Annotated in this window: 18 protein-coding genes, 1 tRNA gene and 1 pseudogene; 4 read left to right on the top strand and 16 right to left on the bottom strand. The window is 42.7% G+C overall.

Going from position 1 to position 20,399, the window contains the following annotated elements; translation table 11 throughout:
* Positions 1–101 precede the first annotated feature (101 nt).
* From NYG90_RS06510 to NYG90_RS06500, 3 genes are all read left to right on the top strand, one after another.
* On the top strand, positions 102–1,712 hold the full coding sequence (locus NYG90_RS06510) for an ABC-F family ATP-binding cassette domain-containing protein (RefSeq protein ID WP_285264850.1): 1,611 nt from the start codon (positions 102–104) through the stop codon (positions 1,710–1,712).
* Positions 1,713–1,715: 3 nt separating this feature from the next.
* Complete coding sequence (locus NYG90_RS06505; RefSeq protein WP_285257169.1) at positions 1,716–2,426, top strand: HI_0787 family protein; 711 nt, start codon at positions 1,716–1,718, stop codon at positions 2,424–2,426.
* 242 nt (positions 2,427–2,668) lie between these two features.
* On the top strand, positions 2,669–4,222 hold the full coding sequence (locus NYG90_RS06500; RefSeq protein WP_285257168.1) for a hypothetical protein: 1,554 nt from the start codon (positions 2,669–2,671) through the stop codon (positions 4,220–4,222).
* On the opposite strand, the gene NYG90_RS06495 is transcribed toward NYG90_RS06500, so the two are convergent.
* The 7 genes from NYG90_RS06495 to NYG90_RS06465 form a co-directional block, all read right to left on the bottom strand.
* The gene (locus NYG90_RS06495) at positions 4,219–4,758 is read right to left on the bottom strand and encodes a hypothetical protein (RefSeq protein ID WP_115011956.1); all 540 of its coding nucleotides are present in this window, start codon (positions 4,756–4,758) and stop codon (positions 4,219–4,221) included. The genes NYG90_RS06500 and NYG90_RS06495 overlap by 4 nt on opposite strands.
* A 47-nt stretch (positions 4,759–4,805) precedes the next feature.
* On the bottom strand, positions 4,806–5,765 hold the full coding sequence (locus tag NYG90_RS06490; RefSeq protein WP_285257167.1) for a thiamine-phosphate kinase: 960 nt from the start codon (positions 5,763–5,765) through the stop codon (positions 4,806–4,808).
* Positions 5,755–6,549 carry a phosphatidylserine decarboxylase gene (locus tag NYG90_RS06485; RefSeq protein ID WP_434062731.1) on the bottom strand — a complete coding sequence of 265 codons (795 nt, stop codon included), beginning with the start codon at positions 6,547–6,549 and terminating at the stop codon, positions 5,755–5,757. Before NYG90_RS06485 ends, NYG90_RS06490 begins: the two co-directional genes overlap by 11 nt.
* 24 nt (positions 6,550–6,573) lie before the next feature.
* Entirely contained in the window at positions 6,574–7,809 is a 1,236-nt protein-coding gene (locus NYG90_RS06480; RefSeq protein WP_285257166.1) for a tetratricopeptide repeat protein, read from the bottom strand.
* 147 nt (positions 7,810–7,956) lie between these two features.
* Positions 7,957–8,033, bottom strand: a tRNA-Arg gene (locus NYG90_RS06475).
* Positions 8,034–8,061: 28 nt separating this feature from the next.
* Positions 8,062–8,343, bottom strand: coding sequence for an HU family DNA-binding protein (locus tag NYG90_RS06470; RefSeq protein ID WP_115011959.1), 282 nt, complete (start codon positions 8,341–8,343; stop codon positions 8,062–8,064).
* Positions 8,344–8,430: 87 nt separating this feature from the next.
* Entirely contained in the window at positions 8,431–8,592 is a 162-nt protein-coding gene (locus NYG90_RS06465; RefSeq protein WP_285257165.1) for a hypothetical protein, read from the bottom strand.
* Between NYG90_RS06465 and NYG90_RS06460 the strand changes: the two genes are divergently transcribed.
* Positions 8,592–8,789 (top strand): hypothetical protein, encoded by a 198-nt coding sequence (locus NYG90_RS06460; protein WP_285257164.1) that lies wholly within the window; start codon positions 8,592–8,594, stop codon positions 8,787–8,789. The two genes, NYG90_RS06465 and NYG90_RS06460, sit on opposite strands and share 1 nt — an antisense overlap.
* 100 nt (positions 8,790–8,889) lie before the next feature.
* Here the strand turns inward: NYG90_RS06460 and NYG90_RS06455 are convergent, their stop codons facing one another.
* From NYG90_RS06455 to nuoH, 9 genes and pseudogenes are all read right to left on the bottom strand, one after another.
* Positions 8,890–10,254, bottom strand: a complete 1,365-nt coding sequence (locus NYG90_RS06455; protein WP_285264870.1) for a phosphomannomutase/phosphoglucomutase — start codon at positions 10,252–10,254, stop codon at positions 8,890–8,892.
* A 71-nt stretch (positions 10,255–10,325) separates the two neighbouring features.
* Complete coding sequence (locus NYG90_RS06450; RefSeq protein WP_285257222.1) at positions 10,326–12,755, bottom strand: DUF7494 domain-containing protein; 2,430 nt, start codon at positions 12,753–12,755, stop codon at positions 10,326–10,328.
* Positions 12,756–12,758: 3 nt separating this feature from the next.
* A complete protein-coding gene (locus NYG90_RS06445) occupies positions 12,759–14,240 on the bottom strand; it encodes an NADH-quinone oxidoreductase subunit N (protein WP_285257163.1) in 1,482 nt (493 codons plus the stop codon).
* Positions 14,241–14,428: 188 nt separating this feature from the next.
* Positions 14,429–15,898, bottom strand: a pseudogene (locus tag NYG90_RS06440) (NADH-quinone oxidoreductase subunit M); the annotation flags it as partial.
* A 3-nt stretch (positions 15,899–15,901) separates the two neighbouring features.
* The gene (nuoL, locus tag NYG90_RS06435) at positions 15,902–17,803 is read right to left on the bottom strand and encodes an NADH-quinone oxidoreductase subunit L (RefSeq protein WP_285257161.1); all 1,902 of its coding nucleotides are present in this window, start codon (positions 17,801–17,803) and stop codon (positions 15,902–15,904) included.
* Positions 17,804–17,806: 3 nt separating this feature from the next.
* The gene (gene nuoK / locus NYG90_RS06430; RefSeq protein ID WP_285257221.1) at positions 17,807–18,124 is read right to left on the bottom strand and encodes an NADH-quinone oxidoreductase subunit NuoK; all 318 of its coding nucleotides are present in this window, start codon (positions 18,122–18,124) and stop codon (positions 17,807–17,809) included.
* Positions 18,125–18,138: 14 nt separating this feature from the next.
* A complete protein-coding gene (locus NYG90_RS06425; RefSeq protein WP_285257160.1) occupies positions 18,139–18,729 on the bottom strand; it encodes an NADH-quinone oxidoreductase subunit J in 591 nt (196 codons plus the stop codon).
* On the bottom strand, positions 18,729–19,400 hold the full coding sequence (nuoI, locus tag NYG90_RS06420) for an NADH-quinone oxidoreductase subunit NuoI (protein WP_285257159.1): 672 nt from the start codon (positions 19,398–19,400) through the stop codon (positions 18,729–18,731). The genes NYG90_RS06425 and nuoI overlap by 1 nt, the downstream gene beginning before the upstream one ends.
* Positions 19,401–19,409: 9 nt before the next feature.
* Positions 19,410–20,399 (bottom strand): NADH-quinone oxidoreductase subunit NuoH, encoded by a 990-nt coding sequence (gene nuoH, locus NYG90_RS06415; protein WP_115011967.1) that lies wholly within the window; start codon positions 20,397–20,399, stop codon positions 19,410–19,412.

The following is a 20,399-nucleotide window of genomic DNA, read 5'->3' as shown; positions in this document are numbered from 1 at the left end:
TACCAAAATGATAAAACAACTAAGCATTGCGATAGCGAGAATCTGCATTGATATGCTACAATCACGCCTTTACTTCACAAGTTTATCTGCAAGGACACACAATGCTACAAACAATCAATCTTTCAATGCGTTACGCGACAAAAAAGCTCTTTGAAAATGTCAATATTAAGCTAGATTCTGGCAAACGCTATGGGCTTATCGGGGCAAATGGTGCGGGGAAATCGACATTTTTAAAAATCCTAAGCGGAGAGTATGAAGCAAGCAACGGAGAAGTTACCATAGAAAAGGGCTTAAAAATGGGCGTTTTAGGGCAGGATCAATATGCTTTTGAAGAGCTTAGTCTAAAAGATGCGGTGCTGCTAGGCAATAAGCGATTATATGACGCCATAAAACGCAAGGAATATCTCTATGAAAATGGCGATTTGAGCGATGATAAGGTCAATGCCGAGCTAGGTGAGCTAGAGATGATTTGTGCTGAAGAAGATCCAATGTATGAATGCGAAGTGGTGATTGAAAAAATACTAGAAGATTTGGGCTTTGAATCTAGTAGTCATAATGAATTGATGAAAACCCTAACCGGTGGGGATAAGTTTAAGATTTTGCTTGCTCAAGTGCTATTCCCAAAGCCTGATATTTTGCTCCTAGATGAGCCCACAAACAACCTTGACTTACACTCTATCGCGTGGCTTGAAGATAATCTCAAACGCCATCAAGGCACACTTGTAGTCATTAGCCACGATAGACATTTTTTAAACAGCGTCTGCACGCATATTTTGGATATGGATTTTGGCTCTGTGCGGGAGTTTAGCGGGAATTATGATGATTGGTATATTGCCTCAACGCTTATTGCCAAGCAGCAAGAAATGGAGCGAAACAAAAAGCTTAAAGAAAAAGAGGAGCTAGAATCCTTTATCGCGCGTTTTTCTGCTAATGCGAGTAAAGCCCGTCAAGCCACAAGCCGCCAAAAGCAGCTTGAAAAGCTTAATATTGAATCTCTAGCCGTTAGCTCTAGGCGAGATCCTAGCATTGTGTTTAAGCCCAATCGCCCCATTGGCAACGAAGCCCTAGAGTGTGAGAATATCTCAAAAAGCTATGGGGATTTATGTGTGCTAAACAATGTGAGTTTGAAAATTTTGCCCGGGGATAAAATCGCTATCATCGGTGCAAATGGCGTGGGCAAAAGCACTTTATGTAAGATTCTAGTAGAAGAGTTAGCTGCGGATTCTGGGCTAGTCAAATGGGGGGCGACCACGCAAAGAGGCTACTTCCCACAAAATGTGAGCGAAGAGATAAGCGGAGAAGAGAGCCTGTATGAATGGCTAAGGGGCTTTGATAAGAAAAAAGAGAGTGGGGAAATACGCAATGCGCTTGGGCGAATGCTCTTTAGCGGTGAAGAGCAAGAAAAGCCCATAAACGCCCTAAGCGGTGGGGAAAAGCACAGAATGGTGCTTAGCAAACTTATGCTAGAAGGGGGGAATTTCTTGGTGCTTGATGAGCCTACAAACCACCTTGATTTAGAATCTATTATCGCACTAGGTGAGGCGTTGTATAAATTTAGCGGGAATGTGATTTGCGTCAGCCACGATAGGGAGCTCATTGATGCTTATGCAAATAGAATCATTGAGCTAAAAGTGGATTCTAGCGGGAATGGTGCAGAAATCATAGACTTCCGCGGCAGTTATGAGGAGTATTTAGAATCTAAAGGGGAATGATAGATGAGTGGGCATAAAGAAAAGATGAAAAAATTTTATGACAGGGTTTTAGGGATATACGATAGTGATAAGTATGAAAGCTACCGAGAGCAAGAAAAGGTGATTGAAAATATTTTTAGTGAAAATGGAGTTTTTGCTAAATTGGGGCGAGAAAATTTAGAGCAAATTGTGCTACTAAAGGTTTCTGTGCTAGATAGCTTTTATAGCACTAATCTTGCAAAATTTGGTATTTATGAAGTTGCTAAACACATTGCCGAACTTGAAGTAGAGAGTAAAATCCACCAAAAAATACGCAATGCTAACCCAAAAAATTATGATGAATTAAAGGGTATTATTGAGCAAATCGCAGAATGTGAAAGAAAAGATAGTAAGAAAAAAGTCTTTTACTCCTTTGCGACAAAATACTGCTTCCACCACAATCAAAACGCCTTTAGAATCTATGATAGCTTTGTGCGTGAAGTGTTGGTGTTGTTTAATAATGGCAAAAGTGATACAAGCAATAAGTTTGCGGATATACCTAGTGAGCTAGTAGGCACAAATTTTTTTGAAAAAAAGCTTATTGATACAAAGCTTAGAAAACTTGAAAACTACGATACTTTTCTCCAAGCCATTGATAGATTTGCTGAGTTCTATGGGCTTGAAAATGAAAAGACACGAGATTTAGATCATTTTTTATGGATTCTAGGGAAAGAAAATAGACAAAAGAAACAATAGGGTGAAAATGATTAGCAGAAAATAGCTTTTATAAAAGTGGATTCTAGCTCCAAATCTTTAGCCTTGCTATTTTCCTAGAATGCACTTTCACGCAAGATATGGTATCATCGGCACTTTCACAAGCCCAAAATTTAGGAAAAATATGACTACTCTACACAATATACACTCAAACAAAATAATCACAATTAGCTTACTAGCAATAATTCTTATAGGGGGGGGGGCTTATATATTATCGCCCAAGCGTGTCTTTCAATCTTGATGATGCGCTGATTTTTTTCAATATCATAGAATCTAAGCCCATTTATTGGGGGGTCGATCACTTTGACAAAGGTAGATTCTACCCACTAGCCTTTATGGATCTCAATCTCTTAATGTATTTATTTCCCACAAGCGATATTCTTGCAGCCCCTAGAATCTACTTTTTCGCAAATGTTATGCTATTTACCCTGCTTGCTTGCGTGATGTTTTACCTGCTTATACAAATCGTGCCGCTCTCATATAGTATGCTAGCGTTGCTTATATGCTTTATTAACCTTGGCTTTGTGATTGTGTTTATGGGGGTTTGCTTTCCAGAGAGAGTGCAAGTCGTGTGGCTTAGTGGGTATATTTTGGGGCTATTTTTCCTAGCTTACGAGCAAAAGCGTGTGGCATTGTGGGCGGTGGTATGTATCGTGTGTGGTGGGGTGAGTATGTTTTACAAAGAGCCAGATTGTGTGTTTATCTGTGGGAGTTTGGCTCTGCTTCTTGGGCTTAGATATTTCTATGGATATACAAGCGGTGTGCCAAAAAATCGCGCTGATATGCCTATTATCATCGTGGGGCTTGTGCTATTGCTTGTGGCGTGTGTATTTATGGGATTATACCTGTGGCTTGTGGTGCCACATATCCAAAAATCCTATGCTAACTTTGGGCTAAAAGATATGCAAGTAGCAAAAGATATGATAAATGCCCTGCTTTATCACCCGTTTTTGTTTCTCTTTGCTCCAGCGGTGCTGATCGTGCGTATCTACAAAGTATCCCAAGCCATAAAAAGTGATGACAAAACAGCTCTAAATTCTCACTATGCCTTTTATGACTCCTTGCTTATCGCTGCCCTAGCCTATGGGGCTAGCTATTTTGTGCTGATGATTTTCACGCCTTATTACTTTTTCCCTTGCTATGTTATGGCGTGTTTGCCTGTGGCATTTTATACAAAACTTTACTATAAGCATTTGCGCAAGCTCTTTGTAGTAGTGTGCCTAATACACGCTCTAATCAATATCCCAAGCGCGCTCTCGCACTACACAAGCATTAAGATTCTGCCACCACATTATCTGCAAGCCGCACAATTTCTAGCAAACTACACGCACACAAATCCTAGCACCAAAATCTTTATGCTAGGACAGAATCAAGATCCGCTTGGCAAAGTGTTTTACGGATACTTAGGGTGGTTTGTGCGATATTTTGGCGGCAGAGATTTTGACCTAGCGACCAATCTACCGCCCACTACCACGCCTCATATCGACCTCTCTTCTCCATACAGCATCTTTAACTCCCCTACTCTCCAAACGCCAAAAAGTGGCGACCTACTCTATTTAGACTCCTACACGCAAGCCCACATCACGCCGCAATATCTCGCCAAACTTCGCGCAGATTATGAGGAAATATTTGCTTCTAGCTATGCTGGATTCTATGATATTAGCCCAAAAACTCTTGCCAAATATGCCCTAATCACCCACGCACCACAATATGCCAAACATCTAGCAAACAATATCTTTCACGCACCACTTGGAGTATATATCTACCGCGTGCGCTAGAAAAACCCAAACACAATATGGATCCCGTGTGTCATCTCTGCCATAGCAAGGGGATTATTGACGGGATAGAAGCTAGCGCGATAGAGCAAGTCTGCATTCACAGGGAAAAACTTAAATAAAGCAACCCCCACTTCAATATACCCACCAAACACACTAGAATCCAGCCGATGAGCAGCAAGCATACCGCCCCCTAGAGCAAAAGAAAATAGCCCGGCATTAGGCTTATTCCAAGAATGCACATAGAGCATAGCCCCCAAAGAATGCGTAGAGACCGCTGTCTTAGCATAGAGATATTTCGCACGCACACCTATATCTAAATCATTGAGAAACACATAATTCTTCCCCGCGCTAGCACCGATATTTATCCCCATAGCACCGCCATTTGGCGTGTTGAAATCAATGCTTGAGCCTATGTGAAAGCTCGCAAGCTGCCACCAATTACCAAAATAATCATTCCGTGCTTGTGTTTGGGGATCTAGCCCGTAGAGCTTCACCCCACACAAACACGCAAAAACCACCACTCTAAAAGCTCTCATACCAAACCCCTTAGCTAAATGCGCACATTATAGCCTATATCTCTATATCAATGCCAGATTCTAGCCCTAGGAAGCTTGCTACCTATGCGCTTAGCCTTTGCTATAAACTCTAGCGGCGTGCGCGTGCGCTTCGCCACTCGCAAAAGCCTGTGTTTATGGCGCGGAGCTATGGCAAAGAGCAGCTCATACTCCTCCCCACTTTTATATGCTGGTATGCGCGATTTTGTGAGAGAGCTAAAGCGCAAGTGATTTAGCGCACTAAGCGTGTGCAGCTCTCTTAAAACCCCATCAGATACATCAAGCCCCACCCTAGCAAAAGGCGCGATAGCCGCGATAAATTGATCACGCAAACAAGGTGCGATAAACCGCGCAAACCGCTTAGAATGCGCGATCTTACCACCTCTAAGTAGCCACAAAAGCGCATAAAGACTCTGTCCAACCCTCCCTGTGCAATACACCAAATCCCCAGCTTTTAGCCCCTTGCGCCCTAAAATCTTGCCATTTGGCACGCCAAGCATCGTGATATGAAAGGCTAGACTCTCTCCTTTCATCGTATCTCCACCGATAAGCTTGACATTATAGCTCCTAGCGACATTGGCTAGGGCTTGGGCGATTTGGGTGATTTCTTTAGCTTGCAAATGTGGTAGCGCAACGGACAAAAGCGCGTATTTTGGCAGAGCATTCATCGCAAACATATCAGAAATATTGATAAGCATAGCCTTAGTAGCGATCTCTTCTAAGCTCAACCACTCGCGCTTAAAGTGTATATGCTCACAGAATCCATCAGCAGCGACAAGAAGCTCCTTATGCTTGCCTAGCACTCTAGCAAAACTACTGCTAGAAATTCCTTGTAAATGCCTATATTTTGGGCTTTTGATTCTAGGGGTAAAAAAGTGGATTCTAGGGCTTATACGGCTTACATCTTGCAGTAGCACGGCATCATCTCCCACCCCAAGCAATACTCCAGATTTATGTAAAGCAGAGATGAAAAGCCTCTCACAATCCATAGCGCGCGATCCTTTGCCCAAAGCGCACTGTCTGCTCTAGCGATGATTCTAGACTAATATCTTGCATAATAAGCACGATTGTAGAGCCCATTTGAAAATGCCCAAGCTCATCGCCCTTTTTCACTGATATGGGTGTATCATACACATAAATATCTCTAGCATTTGGCTTGGCATTAGTATCAATCCTAGAATCAAAGTGGAATATCATCTTGCCTACATTAAGCGCACCCACAGCCACGAAGTAGATTCTAGTGTTGTGTGGGGTGTTTGCCACAAGCACGACCCGCTCATTACGCACAAATAAATTGCTATTTTTGCGCAACGATGGAAAATTCACAGGCAAAAGCTCTCCGCCAAAATATCTAGCCTCCACGATCTCCATATCACAAGGCGCGTGATAGCGGTGATAATCGCGTGGGGAGAGATAGAGATTGACATAGCTAAAGCCATCTACCTCACCTTTTGGCGTGCCAAGAAACTCATCTACAGGATAGGACATTCCTTTAATCTGCAGGGCAAGATTCTCACAAACTATGCCTTGCTCTGTGATAAGGCTATCGCTTGGAGAGATGATAGACTCACTGCTAGAATCCACTTCTCTCGCACGCTCTAGCTTTCTTGTAAAAAGTGCATTAAGCGTAGGATAGAAATCAACCGGAGCAAAATCACTCAAATCAATACGGAAAATCCGCACATATACACGATTAACAATACGCTGAAACCACTTAGGAAACGCGCACGAAGCAAACTTACCAAAAAGCCTAGAGAGAGAGTTTGTATCCATACTTATCCTTTGCTAGATTCTAGATTAACGCTTATAAAAAGGCGATGATGGCTTCGATGGTTTTGGCTTAAGTGTATAGGTAGGATTTGGATTGATCTGTAAATCCTGCTTTAAGATACGATAATTATCGCAGCCTTGCTGCAATCCCGCATTGCAAGTATAGGCATAAAGATCAAGCGCGTAGCGTGTGTTTTGCGTAACACCAAGCCCCTTTTGGTATAGCACACCTAGATTATTACAGCTCTTCACATCAGCAGAATCACACGCCATTTTGAAGTATTTTGCCGCATAGGCATAGCTTAATGGCACGCCCTCAAGCCCATTAGCATACATATATCCAAGATTAGCGCAGCCTTTAATATCCCCAGCATTGCAGGCGACATAGTTTAGATCCGCTTTAGAAAGTGCATTTTTGTTTTTGCCATAAATATTTTTGGTATTACTCATAAGCCCTAGGTTATAGCAGCCTAGATTGCTACCGCCATTACACGCGAGCTTATAATAACGAATCGCTTTGAAAAAATCTTTAGCGACTCCATCGCCATTGGCATACATAAAGCCCAAATTATTACAAGCAATCGCATCGCCACCTTGACAAGCAGTCATATAAAATTGCACTGCTAATTCTTTATCATCTTTGCTTGCATTGGTTTTTTCATTATAGAGCATAGCAAGATTGGTGCAAGAAGTAGGATCACCAGCAGAGCAACCCATCTCATAATATCTCTGTGCTTTTTGGAGATTGACATCAACACCCTTGCCTGTGGCATACATTGTCCCAAGTCCAAAGCAGCCAGATGGATTTCCGCCATCACAAGATTTCTTAAACAGCGCAAAAGCCGTTGCTACATCATTTTTCTTCATCGCATCCATTGCGGCTTTTAGCTGGGCGGTTGGAATATCTGGTGAAGTAAGCCTATCGCTTAGGGGATATTGATGAGGCAAAAGATCGGCGTCTTTTGGTGTGAAATTGGCATTAAAGCTTGGGTCGCTTGGATCTAGTGGGATATTTTCATTGTTTAGAGCATTGTCAGCGAGATTTGGATTCTGTGAGGGTGGGGGGAGATTGCTATCGTTGTATTGCGCACCATCTTGGGCTATGGCATCTCTATCAAGTCCGTAGGTAAATCGCCCTTCTTCATCGGCTGCATATAGTGCCGATAATGAGAAAAACACGCAGCCAAGCACCATAAACACGCAACCTTTATATGCGTTAATAACACTAGTGAAACTCCATTTTTTTTCTACAATCCTTGTCATACTACACTCCATAAATCACTTTACTTCACAAAAACCTAGATATACTAAAGCAAAAGACATTCCCAAAACAACAACACAGACAGCAAACAAAAATGAACCAACATAAAAAAATCAATAAACAAAAAAGGATAAGAAGAATCTAGTAAGTGGTGTCCTCGGCGGGATTCGAACCCACGACCTTACGATTAGGAATCGTACGCTCTATCCTGCTGAGCTACGGGGACAAACCCCATAGAATGGGGGTAGTGAAAGTTATTTTTTCGCTACAAGATCTTTTAGGCTTTTGCCTGGTTTAAATTTTGGCACATATTTATCTTTTGTGCTATAAGTTTTATTAGTTCCTGGAACTTTACCAGACTTACCTTTTTGCATAACAGCTTCAAATTTACCAAAGCCGACAAGCTCAACGCTTTTTTTCTTACTCAACGCTTTCTCTACTGCTGCGATAAACGCATTTACAGCGATTTCTGCATCTTTTTTGCTTGGAAGTTTTCCTGCATCTTTTACAAGATCGACAAATTCTGCTTTATTCATTGTGTCTCCTTAAGGTTGAAATATAAAGCGGATTTATTGTAGCTACTTTATGCCTTAAAATCAAGTATCCTGCGCTATTTTCATCATTTATGCCAACAAAATGTCAAAAGTGGATTCTAGGGGGATGGTGGATTCTAGGACTTTGGGACTAGAATCCACTTGTGCGATTTGAGCATTGGCGGTGTTTTTTAAAAAGTGGATTCTAGGAAATATGCTTTGTTTTTGTGGATTGCCACGCAAGGCTCGCAATGATGATAATAAAGGTGTTTTTCACACAAAGCCTATTTACTTCAAAGTCGGTTTTACTGCAAAAGCCCATTTTACTTCAACACGATTCTAAGGATTGCGGTAGGGCTTTTGGAGTTTTTTGGGGATTTCTAAAGAAACTTCGCTTCGCTTGTTTTCAAGCCGCGCAAGGAGATAAGGCTCGAGTGTCTATCGCGTGAGCTAGGCGAAGAAATCCGCGATTCTAGCCCAAAAGACAATGCATAGCCGCATTGCCCACCCAAGACTAAATCGCTAGAGAAGTCGCCCACCACAAAGAAACTACAAATCTAATAGCCTTAAAACCTGCTGCTTATAGCACTCCAAATCCTTTTGCGAAGTAGCCTCAAAGCGCGTTACAAGCACAGGCGTGGTATTGCTCGCGCGCACCAAAGCCCAGCCATTGTCAAATATCACACGCACGCCATCAATAGTGATGATCTCTTGGGTATGTGGAAAGTCTGCGGGTGGATTCTCCAAAGCTTTCTGCAATGCCGCAATTTGTCCAAACTTTTTCTCTTCTGTGGTGGCAATTTTTTCTTCATCAGTAGAGTAGAGCTTAGGTAGCGCATTGATGAATGATTCCATTTGCGCTGGAGTCATCTCAAGGAACAGCTCCAATGCCCGAAGAGCCGCATATAAGGCATCATCATAGCCAAAATACCTATCATTAAAAAATATATGCCCGCTCATTTCAGCCGCTAGGTGGGCATTTAGCTCCTTAAGCTTTGTCTTTAGATTGCTATGCCCAGTTTTATACATCACAGCCTTGCCTATGCGGTTTATCTCATCATACATCACTTGCGAGCATTTCACCTCGCCTATCACAACAGGGCTAGCAATATGCTTTGCCATATCTTTGGCAAACAAAATCGCCATTTCATCGCCTTTATAGTTGTGATTCTCACTCATCAATGCCACCCTATCAGCATCGCCATCAAAGGCTATGCCTATGGGGACTTGGCGTGATTTCATCGCAGCTTTTACATCGCGGAGATTTTTTTCTTCACTTGGATCTGGGTGGTGATTGGGGAATGTGCCATCTGGCGTCTCAAAAAGGCTAATATGCTTGATATTTAGAGCTTTTAGCACCGGCTCCAAGCCAATTGCACCCACACCATTACCATAGTCAAACACCACTTCATAGGGAAAATCTTTGAGCCTACTAAAATGCTTGATAAAAAACGCTTGATACTGCCCTAGCATATCCACTTCTACGGCGGCTTTACTAGCTGGGACATAAGCGACATTACTACTAGCAATCTCCCTGCCTAGCTGCTGGATCTGCTCCCCATAGAAAGGCTTTTGAGAGATTGTGATTTTAAAGCCATTGTATTGCGGTGGGTTATGACTACCTGTAATCATTATTGAGCTTTTTAGATTCTGGTTTTGAAATGTCGCGAAATACGCCACAGGCGTGGGGATCATACCCATAAACACCACTTCTACCCCACTTAGCAAGATCCCATCTTTTAGCCACTCATACAAAATGGGCGAATGCGTGCGTGCATCATAGCCTATGGCGATACTTGTCTCACCAGCTTGTAGCACCCTTTTGCCAAGCCCAAAGCCAATGGCAAATACACTCTCTTTTGTGAGATTTTCTTCATAAATGCCACGGATGTCATACTCTCGAAATATACTCATATCCATACTACTCTCCTTTGTTGCTTATGTGCTTGTGATTATAAAAATATGTAGCAAACCAATAGCTACATTTAATTGCCTGAAGCATTAGAATCCACTTTAGCAGAATCTACCTGTATCGGCGGCTCCTTGCTTGATGATTTGGCTCGCTCTTGTAGCAGCTCTTTTGCCTGTGTGCAGAGTGTTTTCCACTCGTTTTGGTCCGCACTTTTAGCGCATTTGTCAAAATATTTCAACGCAGATGGCGCGTTATTTAACACATCATACAAGCTAGCGATACGATAGAGCAGCTGTGTAGAATCCACTTCCGTAAGCTTGGTGGATTCTAGCGGTAGCAAGAGTGCTAAGGCTTGATCATATCGCTTCAATTCTCGCAAGACATTAGCAAGTGCAAACTCTGCATAAGGGCTAAACTCATCGGTTTTAAATGCTTTTTGCAGCTCGATGATTTTGCTTGCATATACTTCTATGCTTGTTGGGTCTTTTTCATCGATTGCATAGCCCAAAAGTGTCGCATATACAGGGATTATGCGCTCATCTTTAGCAAAATGCTCCTGCAAAAATGGCAGAAGTTTTTTGGCTTCGTTTTTGGATTCTAGGGCTTGCAAAATCGCAAAAAGCGTGAAGGCAATATCATAATGACTCTTTTGGATTTTGGCGAGATTTAGCGCATCGCGCGCTGCAAGAGAGGCTTCTTTATATGCACCAAGCTTGTAGAGATTACTAGCGATGCGATAGAGCCAGAGCAAGCGCGTGCCTTGATCTTTGCTTGCTTCTGCCATACCGCTAGCAATCTGCTTAGCGATAGTATTTAGCCCTGCCTCATCGGCGCAATCAAACGCTACAAGCTTTTGAGCAGAGTCTAGATTATAAACAGAAGTTTGCATAATGTAGCCAATAGCCTCTTTGCAATTTTTTTGCGCGATGGCATCTTTAAGCAGTGCATCTAAAGCTTGCTGGCGATATGGGCTAGAATCTTCATCTTTATAGAGCGCGAAAACTTCTTGATATTTATGCTTTTGTAGCAGGATTTGGGCTGTAAGTTCCTTAGCCTTTGTGGCTTCTTGTGTGTTGGGGTATTTGCTGATGAGATACGCATAATGCTTAAGCTTCTCCTCATCGCCACCATCTATGGCAAACAAAATCGCATCATCTCTATCTTGCACGACTTTGGCTCTCTCTGGGTGGTCCTCGCCAAAGACTTGGATATATTGCTGATTTGCCTGATGGGCTTGCTCAAAATCTTGTGCCTGCTGATAATAATCCCCTAGCACAAACATCTTCTCTTCTTTGAAGTATATATCATCGCTATTGTCAGCTAAGTATTGTGTGAGAGTGGCAATCATTGGATAATCCTTAGCTTCAAGCAATGCGCTAGATAGCTCTTTGGTAATCTCGCCATTATCTAAGAAAAACTTTGGATAATTGGCTAGCACTTTATTGACAAGCTCTGTTGCATTTATGGAGTTTTGCTGCTCTAGCTCAAATATCGCCCACTCTATGGCAATCTCACTTGCACTTGGTATGTCTTTGGCATCGATATACGCTCTTTGGAAATAGATCCGCGCTTGCGTAGGGGCGTGAGTCTTGACAAGATTGGCAAGCTGCATTTGTGCCAATGGTGTAAATTTGGATTCTGGATATTCGCTACTAATGCGTTTATAGTAATGCTCCGCTTCTGTTGGGATATTATCCTTTCTATATGCAGCGGCAAGGATATATAAAATCTCTGGCACATCTGGATCAGCAGCAAATATCCGCACCCATTCTAAAGCGGATTCTATCAAGACATCTTGCTCTTCAAGATCAAGCTTAGAGCTTGCGATAATGCGATCATAAGTGAGATCGCGGCGGAAGACAGAATTTGGATTTTGCTGTAAGGCTTCATTGATCTCTGTGATTGCACCGATATAGTCTTTGCGCTCCATGGCAGTTTTGACCCGAGAGTAGATTTCAAAATCCTTATTTTTTGTCGCTTTTAGGGGTTTGTTGTCAGTATTTAGCTCGGGAATTGTTGGAGTCTGCTCGCCTAGGATTTTCACAGGGAAATGCAAGCCTTGCTTAAAATTCTCGTGAGAGAGAAAGGGTATAGTCTTTTTATACCCCACAATCTGCCATAGATGTGCGGTGGTGCTTGGATATTTATCGATACTAAAATCCTGCTTTGGGCTTTTAGGAATAGCAAAGAGCTTTTGCTGGTGTTTAGGATAAATATAGAGCCAAAAATCCCCATCTATCATCTTATAGGACACACGAAAAAAGCTATTTTCTAGCCCGGGGAATCCACGATCGGGTATGCGTGAAATCTTACACTCAATCGACACTGCCTTGCCATACGCATCTAGCACCTCACCACAAGTGAAAGCGGAGTCATTGCGCAAGGTCAGCACAGAAAAGTCCTCCCCTGCCTCCTTGCCAAAGGTTGTAGAAATCTCTAACGCACTTATCTGGATAGCACAAGCACACAGCAATAATCCCAAACGAGAGAAAAATAGCTTCACCAATCAATAAGCCCCGATCACATATTTTCCTATAAAATCAAGCAAAAACTGCACCATAAAAATACTAACACAACAAACAACCGCCATCAGCCAGACAACTAGCTTAGATACAGAAGTGGCATTATAGAAAAAGTCCGCTGCATTAGGAGCTTGCGTAGTTGGCAGAAACATCGCAATAACAGGGCGCAAATAATACACCACCGCGATGGCACTATTTATCATCATAATAAGCCCTAGATACACATAATCCGCACTAAAGGCACTCATCACCACCGCCACTTTTCCAAAAAACAGCCCAAATGGCGGAATCCCAGCAAGCGAGATGAAAAACACCCCAGCAAGCACCGCATAAGAAGGCAGCACGCGCACCAAGCCGCTAAAATGCCGATACTCATAAGTATCGCTTGATGTATTGCGCACAAACCACAATAGCCCAAATGCCCCGACATTGCTAAATACAAACAAAAACCAATACAAATACAGCGCACTAAGGCTCATTTGTGTATTGATAAGAATACAAGCAAGCACAAATCCAGAATGCGCAATAGAGCTAAAAGCAAGCATTCTTTTTATATCTTTTTGCACAAGGGCTGCGATATTTGGCAAAGTGATTGAAAGCACCACAAGCACATAGAGTGTATTATGCACCCACAAAGCACTACTTTGGATAAACATACTAAACACATTGATAGCCACAGCAAAGGCAGCGATCTTTGGGATAATAGACACGACTCCAGCGACAATGGCATTTGAGCCTTGATAAATATCAGGCATCCACGAGTGAAATGGCACGGCAGAAGTCTTAAACCCAAGCGCACCAATCATAAACACAACCCCAAGCAAAATAGCAGATACAGAAATATAGTTGCCAGATAGGATTGCAAATTCAAGCGCATTAAGATCAAAGTTCGCACTAGCAAAATACCAACACAACGCCCCCATAATAAAAAATACGCTAGCAAGCACACTAAAGACAAAATACTTTATCCCAGCCTCTATGGCTCTAGATGTGCCGCTTAAGGCGATGAGTGCCACTAAAGACAATGAACCAATCTCAAGCCCAAGCAAAATGATAAGCAAATGCCGACTTGATACCATAATGTCAAACCCAGCAATCATTAGCAAGTATAAAGGATAAAACTCCCCTACCCTAGTAGCATAATCAGCCTTTTCTTGCTTCGTGAAAAAAAGCACGATAAACACAAGCGCGGCAAACTCCATTGTTACTTGCGATAGGATTGTTATGCCGTTAATATGAATAAGTGAGAAAAACGAGCTACCCACATCAAGCTGCAAACTACAAAGCACGCTTAAAGCTAAAAACACAGCACATAGCGCGACATTTACTCCGCGAAACGCTCTGTCAAAAACTCGCACAAACACATTAGCAAGCAATAAGATCAATGCCCCTATAATAAGCACAAGACTTGGCAAAATCGCGCCTAATGACAACTCAGCAAATTCTAAAGGAGGTAAAAAGTTCATCGCGCTTCTCCAGAAAAAAGTAAATCAGCTTGAGTGGCAGAGCTAGATTCTATACTAGAATCCACTTTGGCAAAATCTAGTTCCCCTACGCTATCACCACTTACAATACTTGAAGATTTTATGCGCTCAAGTGTGCGCTCCTGCTTGGATTCAAGCGTAGTAAGCAATGTCTTTGTCGCGCTATTTTGCGCACGCATAGACATTGTCTCTAGCATTGGCTTAACCCCAGAATCTATAAGCGTTAGCAATGGCTTAGGATAGACTCCAAGCACGATAACACAAGCAGAAAATAGCCCTAGCACGAGCTTTTCTCGCACATCAACATCGCTAAACTTCGCTAGCTTTTGCTCTTCATCTGTTTTGCCAAAGAAAAGCCTTTTATACAAGCTAAGCATATATGCAGCCGATAAAATAATAGTTAGCCCCCCAAGAAGCGCAATAAGTGGATAAGTCGCAAATATGCCAAGCAAGCTTAAAAACTCCCCTACAAAGCCTATGGTCAAAGGGAGTCCAACATTTGCCATCGTGGCAAGCCCAAATATCGCGCAAAAAATCGGCGCAACCGCAGCCACACCTTTCACAGAATCTATCTGCATTGATCCTGTGCGCTTGGCAAATGCACCAACCAACATAAACAGCATAGCCCCCACAATGCCGTGCGCAAACATCATAAACACCGCACCAGAAATCCCAATAAGCGTGAAAGAAAATACCCCAAGCACCACAACACCCATATGCGAGATAGAGCTATAAGCGATCACTTGCTTCATATCTGTTTGCGCGTAAGCAAGCATTGCCCCATAGATAATCATAATAAGCCCAAGCACCAAAATCCACAAGCTAAGCTCAATGCTCGCATCTGGGAAGAGTGGGAGACAAAACCGCACAAGCGCATAAGTCCCCATTTTTAGCAGTAGCGCGGAGAGCACCACAGAGCCAAGTGTGGGGGCATTGCCATAGGCTTTAGGAAGCCACGCGTGGAATGGGATAATGGGGATCTTTACCGCAATGGCGATAAAAAACGCTAGAAAGAGCCAGAGCTGATAGCTCGGTGGCAATGGCATAGAGAGCCAATCAGCCAACTCAAAGCTAAAATGCTTGAAATGCAAGAAAAACAAAAATCCATAATACAAAATCCCCACAAGCATAATCAGTGAAGCAAAAAATGTATAAAGAAAAAATTGCAACGCAGCTTTGATCTTATCGCCGCTACCCCACACGCCAATCATATAGAGAATCGGCAGTAAAGATAGCTCCCAAAACACATAAAACAGCACGAGATTTTGCGCACTAAAAACCCCCATAAGAATGGATTCTAGCAATAGCAAGCACGCGACAAAATGGCTAGCAGGTGTTTTGCCGTGTAAAAACATCACACTAAGCAATATCACAATAGCATTAAGCAAAATCAATGTAAGCGAAACCCCATCAATCCCAATATGATAGCTAATCCCAAAAGCAGGAATTAAAGCAAACATATTTTCAAACTGCAAGCTAGGATTGCTACTATCAAAATACCCACACAGCACCGCCACTAGCACAAGCTCGATCATCGCACAACTTACACCAAAAAACTTCGCCCCCCTATCATCTAAGGCAAACACAACAAGCCCAGCTATAAATGGGAAGAAGATAACAATACTTAATAAATACTCCATAGCCTACCTCACAAAGACTAATTGACTTACTAGCAAACTAAGCAGCAAAAGCAAAATACCAAAGACCATAAGTCGTAGCACACTGCTTATATTGCCATTTTGCAAGTATGCACACATCGCAGAAAGCCACATCATCACCTTGCCCACTGCTTGCATACTTTTATCAAACACCAATATCTCAATCTTCTGCCACAGCACACGACATAGCACGCCAAAAGCTTTAGAAAATAGCAATTCATAAAGCTTTGGTATGTAGTATTGCTGCGACAAAAGCGTGTAGAAAAAGTTGCGACTTGGAGTATAGGTGAAGTTTTTGTATTTAAAAAACGCCACAATAATCCCCAAGCAAGAAGCCCCAAGCGCAATCCCAGCTAGAGACTCTGCACTCAAGTGTCCGTGGGGCATTTCAAACACTGCAATATACTTCAACGCCGATATAATAGGATCATAAAATACCCCAGCCACAATAGCAAGCACCGCTAAAGGGAGCATTGCATAGAACATAAGCGGGCGTGCTTCGTGTGGATGATCAATCGCGTATGCCTCGCTAGATTTTGGCGAGAAAAACACAAGCATAAATAAACGGAAGCTATAAAATGCTGTCAAAAACGCCCCGAACACAAGCAATCCCCATAAAACTTTATACTCTGTATTAAAGCTAAATTCTAGAATCAAATCTTTAGAAAAATACCCAGCAAATGGCGGTATCCCACACAAAGCAAGATTACCAATAAGCATAAAGATCATTGTATATTTCAATGGACGCACAAGCCTCCCCATACGCGTAATATCAAGCCCATCGTGCATAGCGTGCATTACATTCCCAGCCCCAAGGAATAAGAGTGATTTAAAAAACGCGTGGGTAAAAAGATGAAAAAGAGCGATCCAATATGCTCCAAGCCCAGCTGCTACAAACATATACCCAAGCTGTGAGAGCGTAGAGTAGGCGATAATGCGCTTTAAATCCCTATTGACAAGAGCCATAGAAGCAGCAAATAGCGCAACAAACGCGCCAAGATAAGCGATCGCTTCGCCAATATGTGGGATTTCCATATAGATGGGGTGAGCCCGCACAATGAGATAAACACCAGCTGTTACCATTGTGGCTGCGTGGATAAGTGCTGATACAGGTGTGGGTCCCTCCATCGCATTTGCCAGCCAAGTATGCAAAGGAAACTGCGCGGATTTCCCCATCGCACCGATAAAAAGCAAAATCCCAGCCCAGCTAAGAATGCTTGAAGAAAGCTGCATTTCATCACCGCGTATAGCAGAAAAAATCTCTTGAAAATTGAGTGTCCCAAAGCTCCAAAAAAGCAGAAAAATCCCAAGCAACATACCCAAATCCGCGATGCGATTGCTAATAAATGCCTCCATAGCAGCGAAATTCGCACTATGCTTGTGATACCAGAATCCAATAAGCAAATAAGAGCAGACTCCTACCCCCTCCCAGCCGACAAATAGTCCCAAGAAATTATCACTTAGCACTAAAAACATCATAGAAAACACAAACCCACTAAGGAAGCTAAAATAGCGGTTGAAGCCTTCATCATCGTGCATATAGCCAATGGAGTAAATATGCACAAGCAGCGATACAAGAGAGATGACAACAATCATCACCGCAGTAATCATATCTAGGCTAAAGCCAAAATCTACTGCAAAGCTCCCGCTTACAATCCAATCAAAAAGCGACACAGAAAAGCTAACCCCTTGCAATACGCTAAACCCAAGCACGACACTTGCAAGAAACGAAAGCAAAATACAAAAGCTATTAAACCAGCCGACACCCACGATCTTGCCTCTAGTGCCAAGCACGCCAGCTACAATCGTGCCGAGCAATGGCGCAAACAACACCACAAAAAGCAAACAGGCAAATGTGCCAATATCTATAGAATCCACCCAGCCCATTTTCTATCCTTTCATTGTGCAAAGCGTATCAATATCAAGACTCTTATGCTTGCGATACCACAATAGCACAAGCCCCAATCCCACTGCCACTTCGCTAGCTGCAAGCGCGATGATAAAAAGAGCAAACATCTGCCCACCCATATCATTAAACGCCACACCAACTGCCACAAGTGCGATATTTATGGCATTTAGCATAATCTCGCTTGAGAGAAAGAGCATTAAAATATTTTTTCTACGAAGCATTCCAAACAACCCAATAGCAAACAGCACAATAGAGAGCAGTAAAAAATCATACACACTGATATAGGGGCTTAATTGCATAGTAATCGTAGTAGTCATAGAGAACCCCCTTGCTTAAAAGATGGTTTAAAAGATGAGATGTCTGCTACTTCAGATGCTTCATCTTGTGCTTCATTGCGCCCTTTAATGCCAAGCGCGATCCCAGCAATAAGCGCGACTAAAAGTAGCACACCAGCTATCTCAAACGCAATGAGATAGTGCCCAAATAGCATTTTACCCACGGTAAAAGTATTAGGCTCACCTGTGATAATTTGCATATCTTTTTCTACGGCTACTTGCTGCGACTCATAAAGCATTGGCGAGACAAAAAGCGCGACCAAAAGCAGTGCCACACACACAATCATAACACTAAGCCACAGATCCCCTTTATGTCGCTCTCTAATCTCACTCATCGTATCCACAAACATCAGCCCAAAGGCATACATAACAATCACTGCTCCCGTATAAACAGCAATTTGCACCACGCCCAAAAACTCTGCCCCCAGAAGAAAAAAGAAGCTTGAGATAAAGATCATACCACTTACAAGAGCCGTGAGCGCGTAGAGTATATTTCTTGTGCTAACGACAACAAGAAAAGCCACGATACTCAACACCATAAAAAAATAAAATGCAATCGCTTCAAACATTACACATCTCCTTGCTTGGAGTTTTGCGACTTCTCCCCTGTTTCTGCACTAGAATCCACTTTTTCAAAAGTGGATTCTAGTGATATAGGCTTATCCCACGCAATAGGCGTAGGACGCAGGCTTTTATCAGCTTGGGCACTCACACTCCCAAAGCCAGCAAACTCTAGCTGTGTATGTGTTTTAGCCTCATCAATAGGGCGCAAAAGCTCGTGCTTCCCAGCATATTGCGCGCGCGCTAAACTTGCATTTTCAAAGCGATCTCCCATAACAATGGCAAGCTCAGGGCACACTTCAGCACACAATCCGCAGTAAATACACCGCCCAAGATTTATGGTATAGGAGTCGATTTTTTTGCGTTTATCATCGCCTTTATGTGTGATGATGCGGATACAATTACTCGTGCAAATTTTCTCACAAAGCCCACAGCCAATGCAGCGTTCATTTCCGGATTCTAGGAGTCTTTGCAGGCTATGCACAGCACGATACCTAGGCGATAGCGGGATATACTCTTTAGGATAATGTATAGTAACCTTTTTAGAAAAAAACTCCTTTAAAGTAAGAGCTAGTCCTTTAAACAAATCTAGCCCACAAGTCATCTTCACACTTTTGCAAAAATGCTCATAAGTAGTCTTTGGCTCTTTGCGCTTAGGGATAGGGGTATAATTTTTCATTGCATTCTCCTAGAGCAAAATCACAACGCTTGTGATAAGCAAATTGATAATCGCTAAAGGCATAAGCACCTTCCAGCACATACTCATCAACTGATCTGGGCGGATATGTGGGAAAGTCGCCCTAACCCACATCGCCAAGAAGACAAAAAAGCACACCTTTAGGATAATGGCAATCCCACCGGGGATAAACCACAGCGGCTGATACCCACCGCAAAAGATAAGAGCTATCACAAAGCCAAAGGCAAAGAGATGGGCGTATTCTGCTAGGAAAAACATCCCCCATTTTAGCCCGCTATACTCCGTGCAAAATCCAGCCACAATCTCCGCTTCGTGCTCAAGCAAGTCAAAAGGCGTGCGATTTAGCTCGGCATAGCTAGCCACAAGGAAGAGAATAAAGGCTAAGGGCTGCTTGAATAACAACCAATCAAACACCCCCCCTGCTTGATAATCATTCATAGCTACAAGCGATAGTGAGCCTACAAGCATAAGTGGAGGCAAAATACTAAGCGTGGAGACCACCTCAAAGCTTAAAAGCTGGATACACGCACGCACAGCCCCCAGCAAGGAGAATTTAGAATTTGAAGAAAGCCCAGCAAGCAGCGGCGCGTAAATCCCCACTGCCCCAACCGCTAGGAAAAAGAGTAGCCCTACATTGATGTCTGAAATGATAGGCTGTATGGTCCTACCAAATATCTCAAACTCGCCAAAAAATGGTATAGGTGCCATCGCGACAAATGCACTCATCATCGCAATCACTGGAGCTAGCATAAAAATAAGCTTATTAGCATTCTGGGGGCAGACATCTTCTTTGGTAAATAGCTTAATCGCATCGGCTAGAAACTGCAAAAGCCCAAATGGACCCACATAGCAAGGACCAAGCCTGCGCTGGAAATAGCCCAAAACTTTGCGCTCTAAATATGTCCCAAACCCCCCTAAAAACGAGAATACAAGCACAACAACCAAAATCTTTATACAAGTTTCGATGATAAACTCACTCAT

The sequence above is a fragment of the Helicobacter zhangjianzhongii genome (genome assembly GCF_030249855.1).
GTDB classification, from domain to species: Bacteria; Campylobacterota; Campylobacteria; order Campylobacterales; family Helicobacteraceae; genus Helicobacter_B; species Helicobacter_B zhangjianzhongii.
Note: the sequence above shows the minus strand (reverse complement) of the source record. Positions and strands in the feature narration are given on the sequence as shown.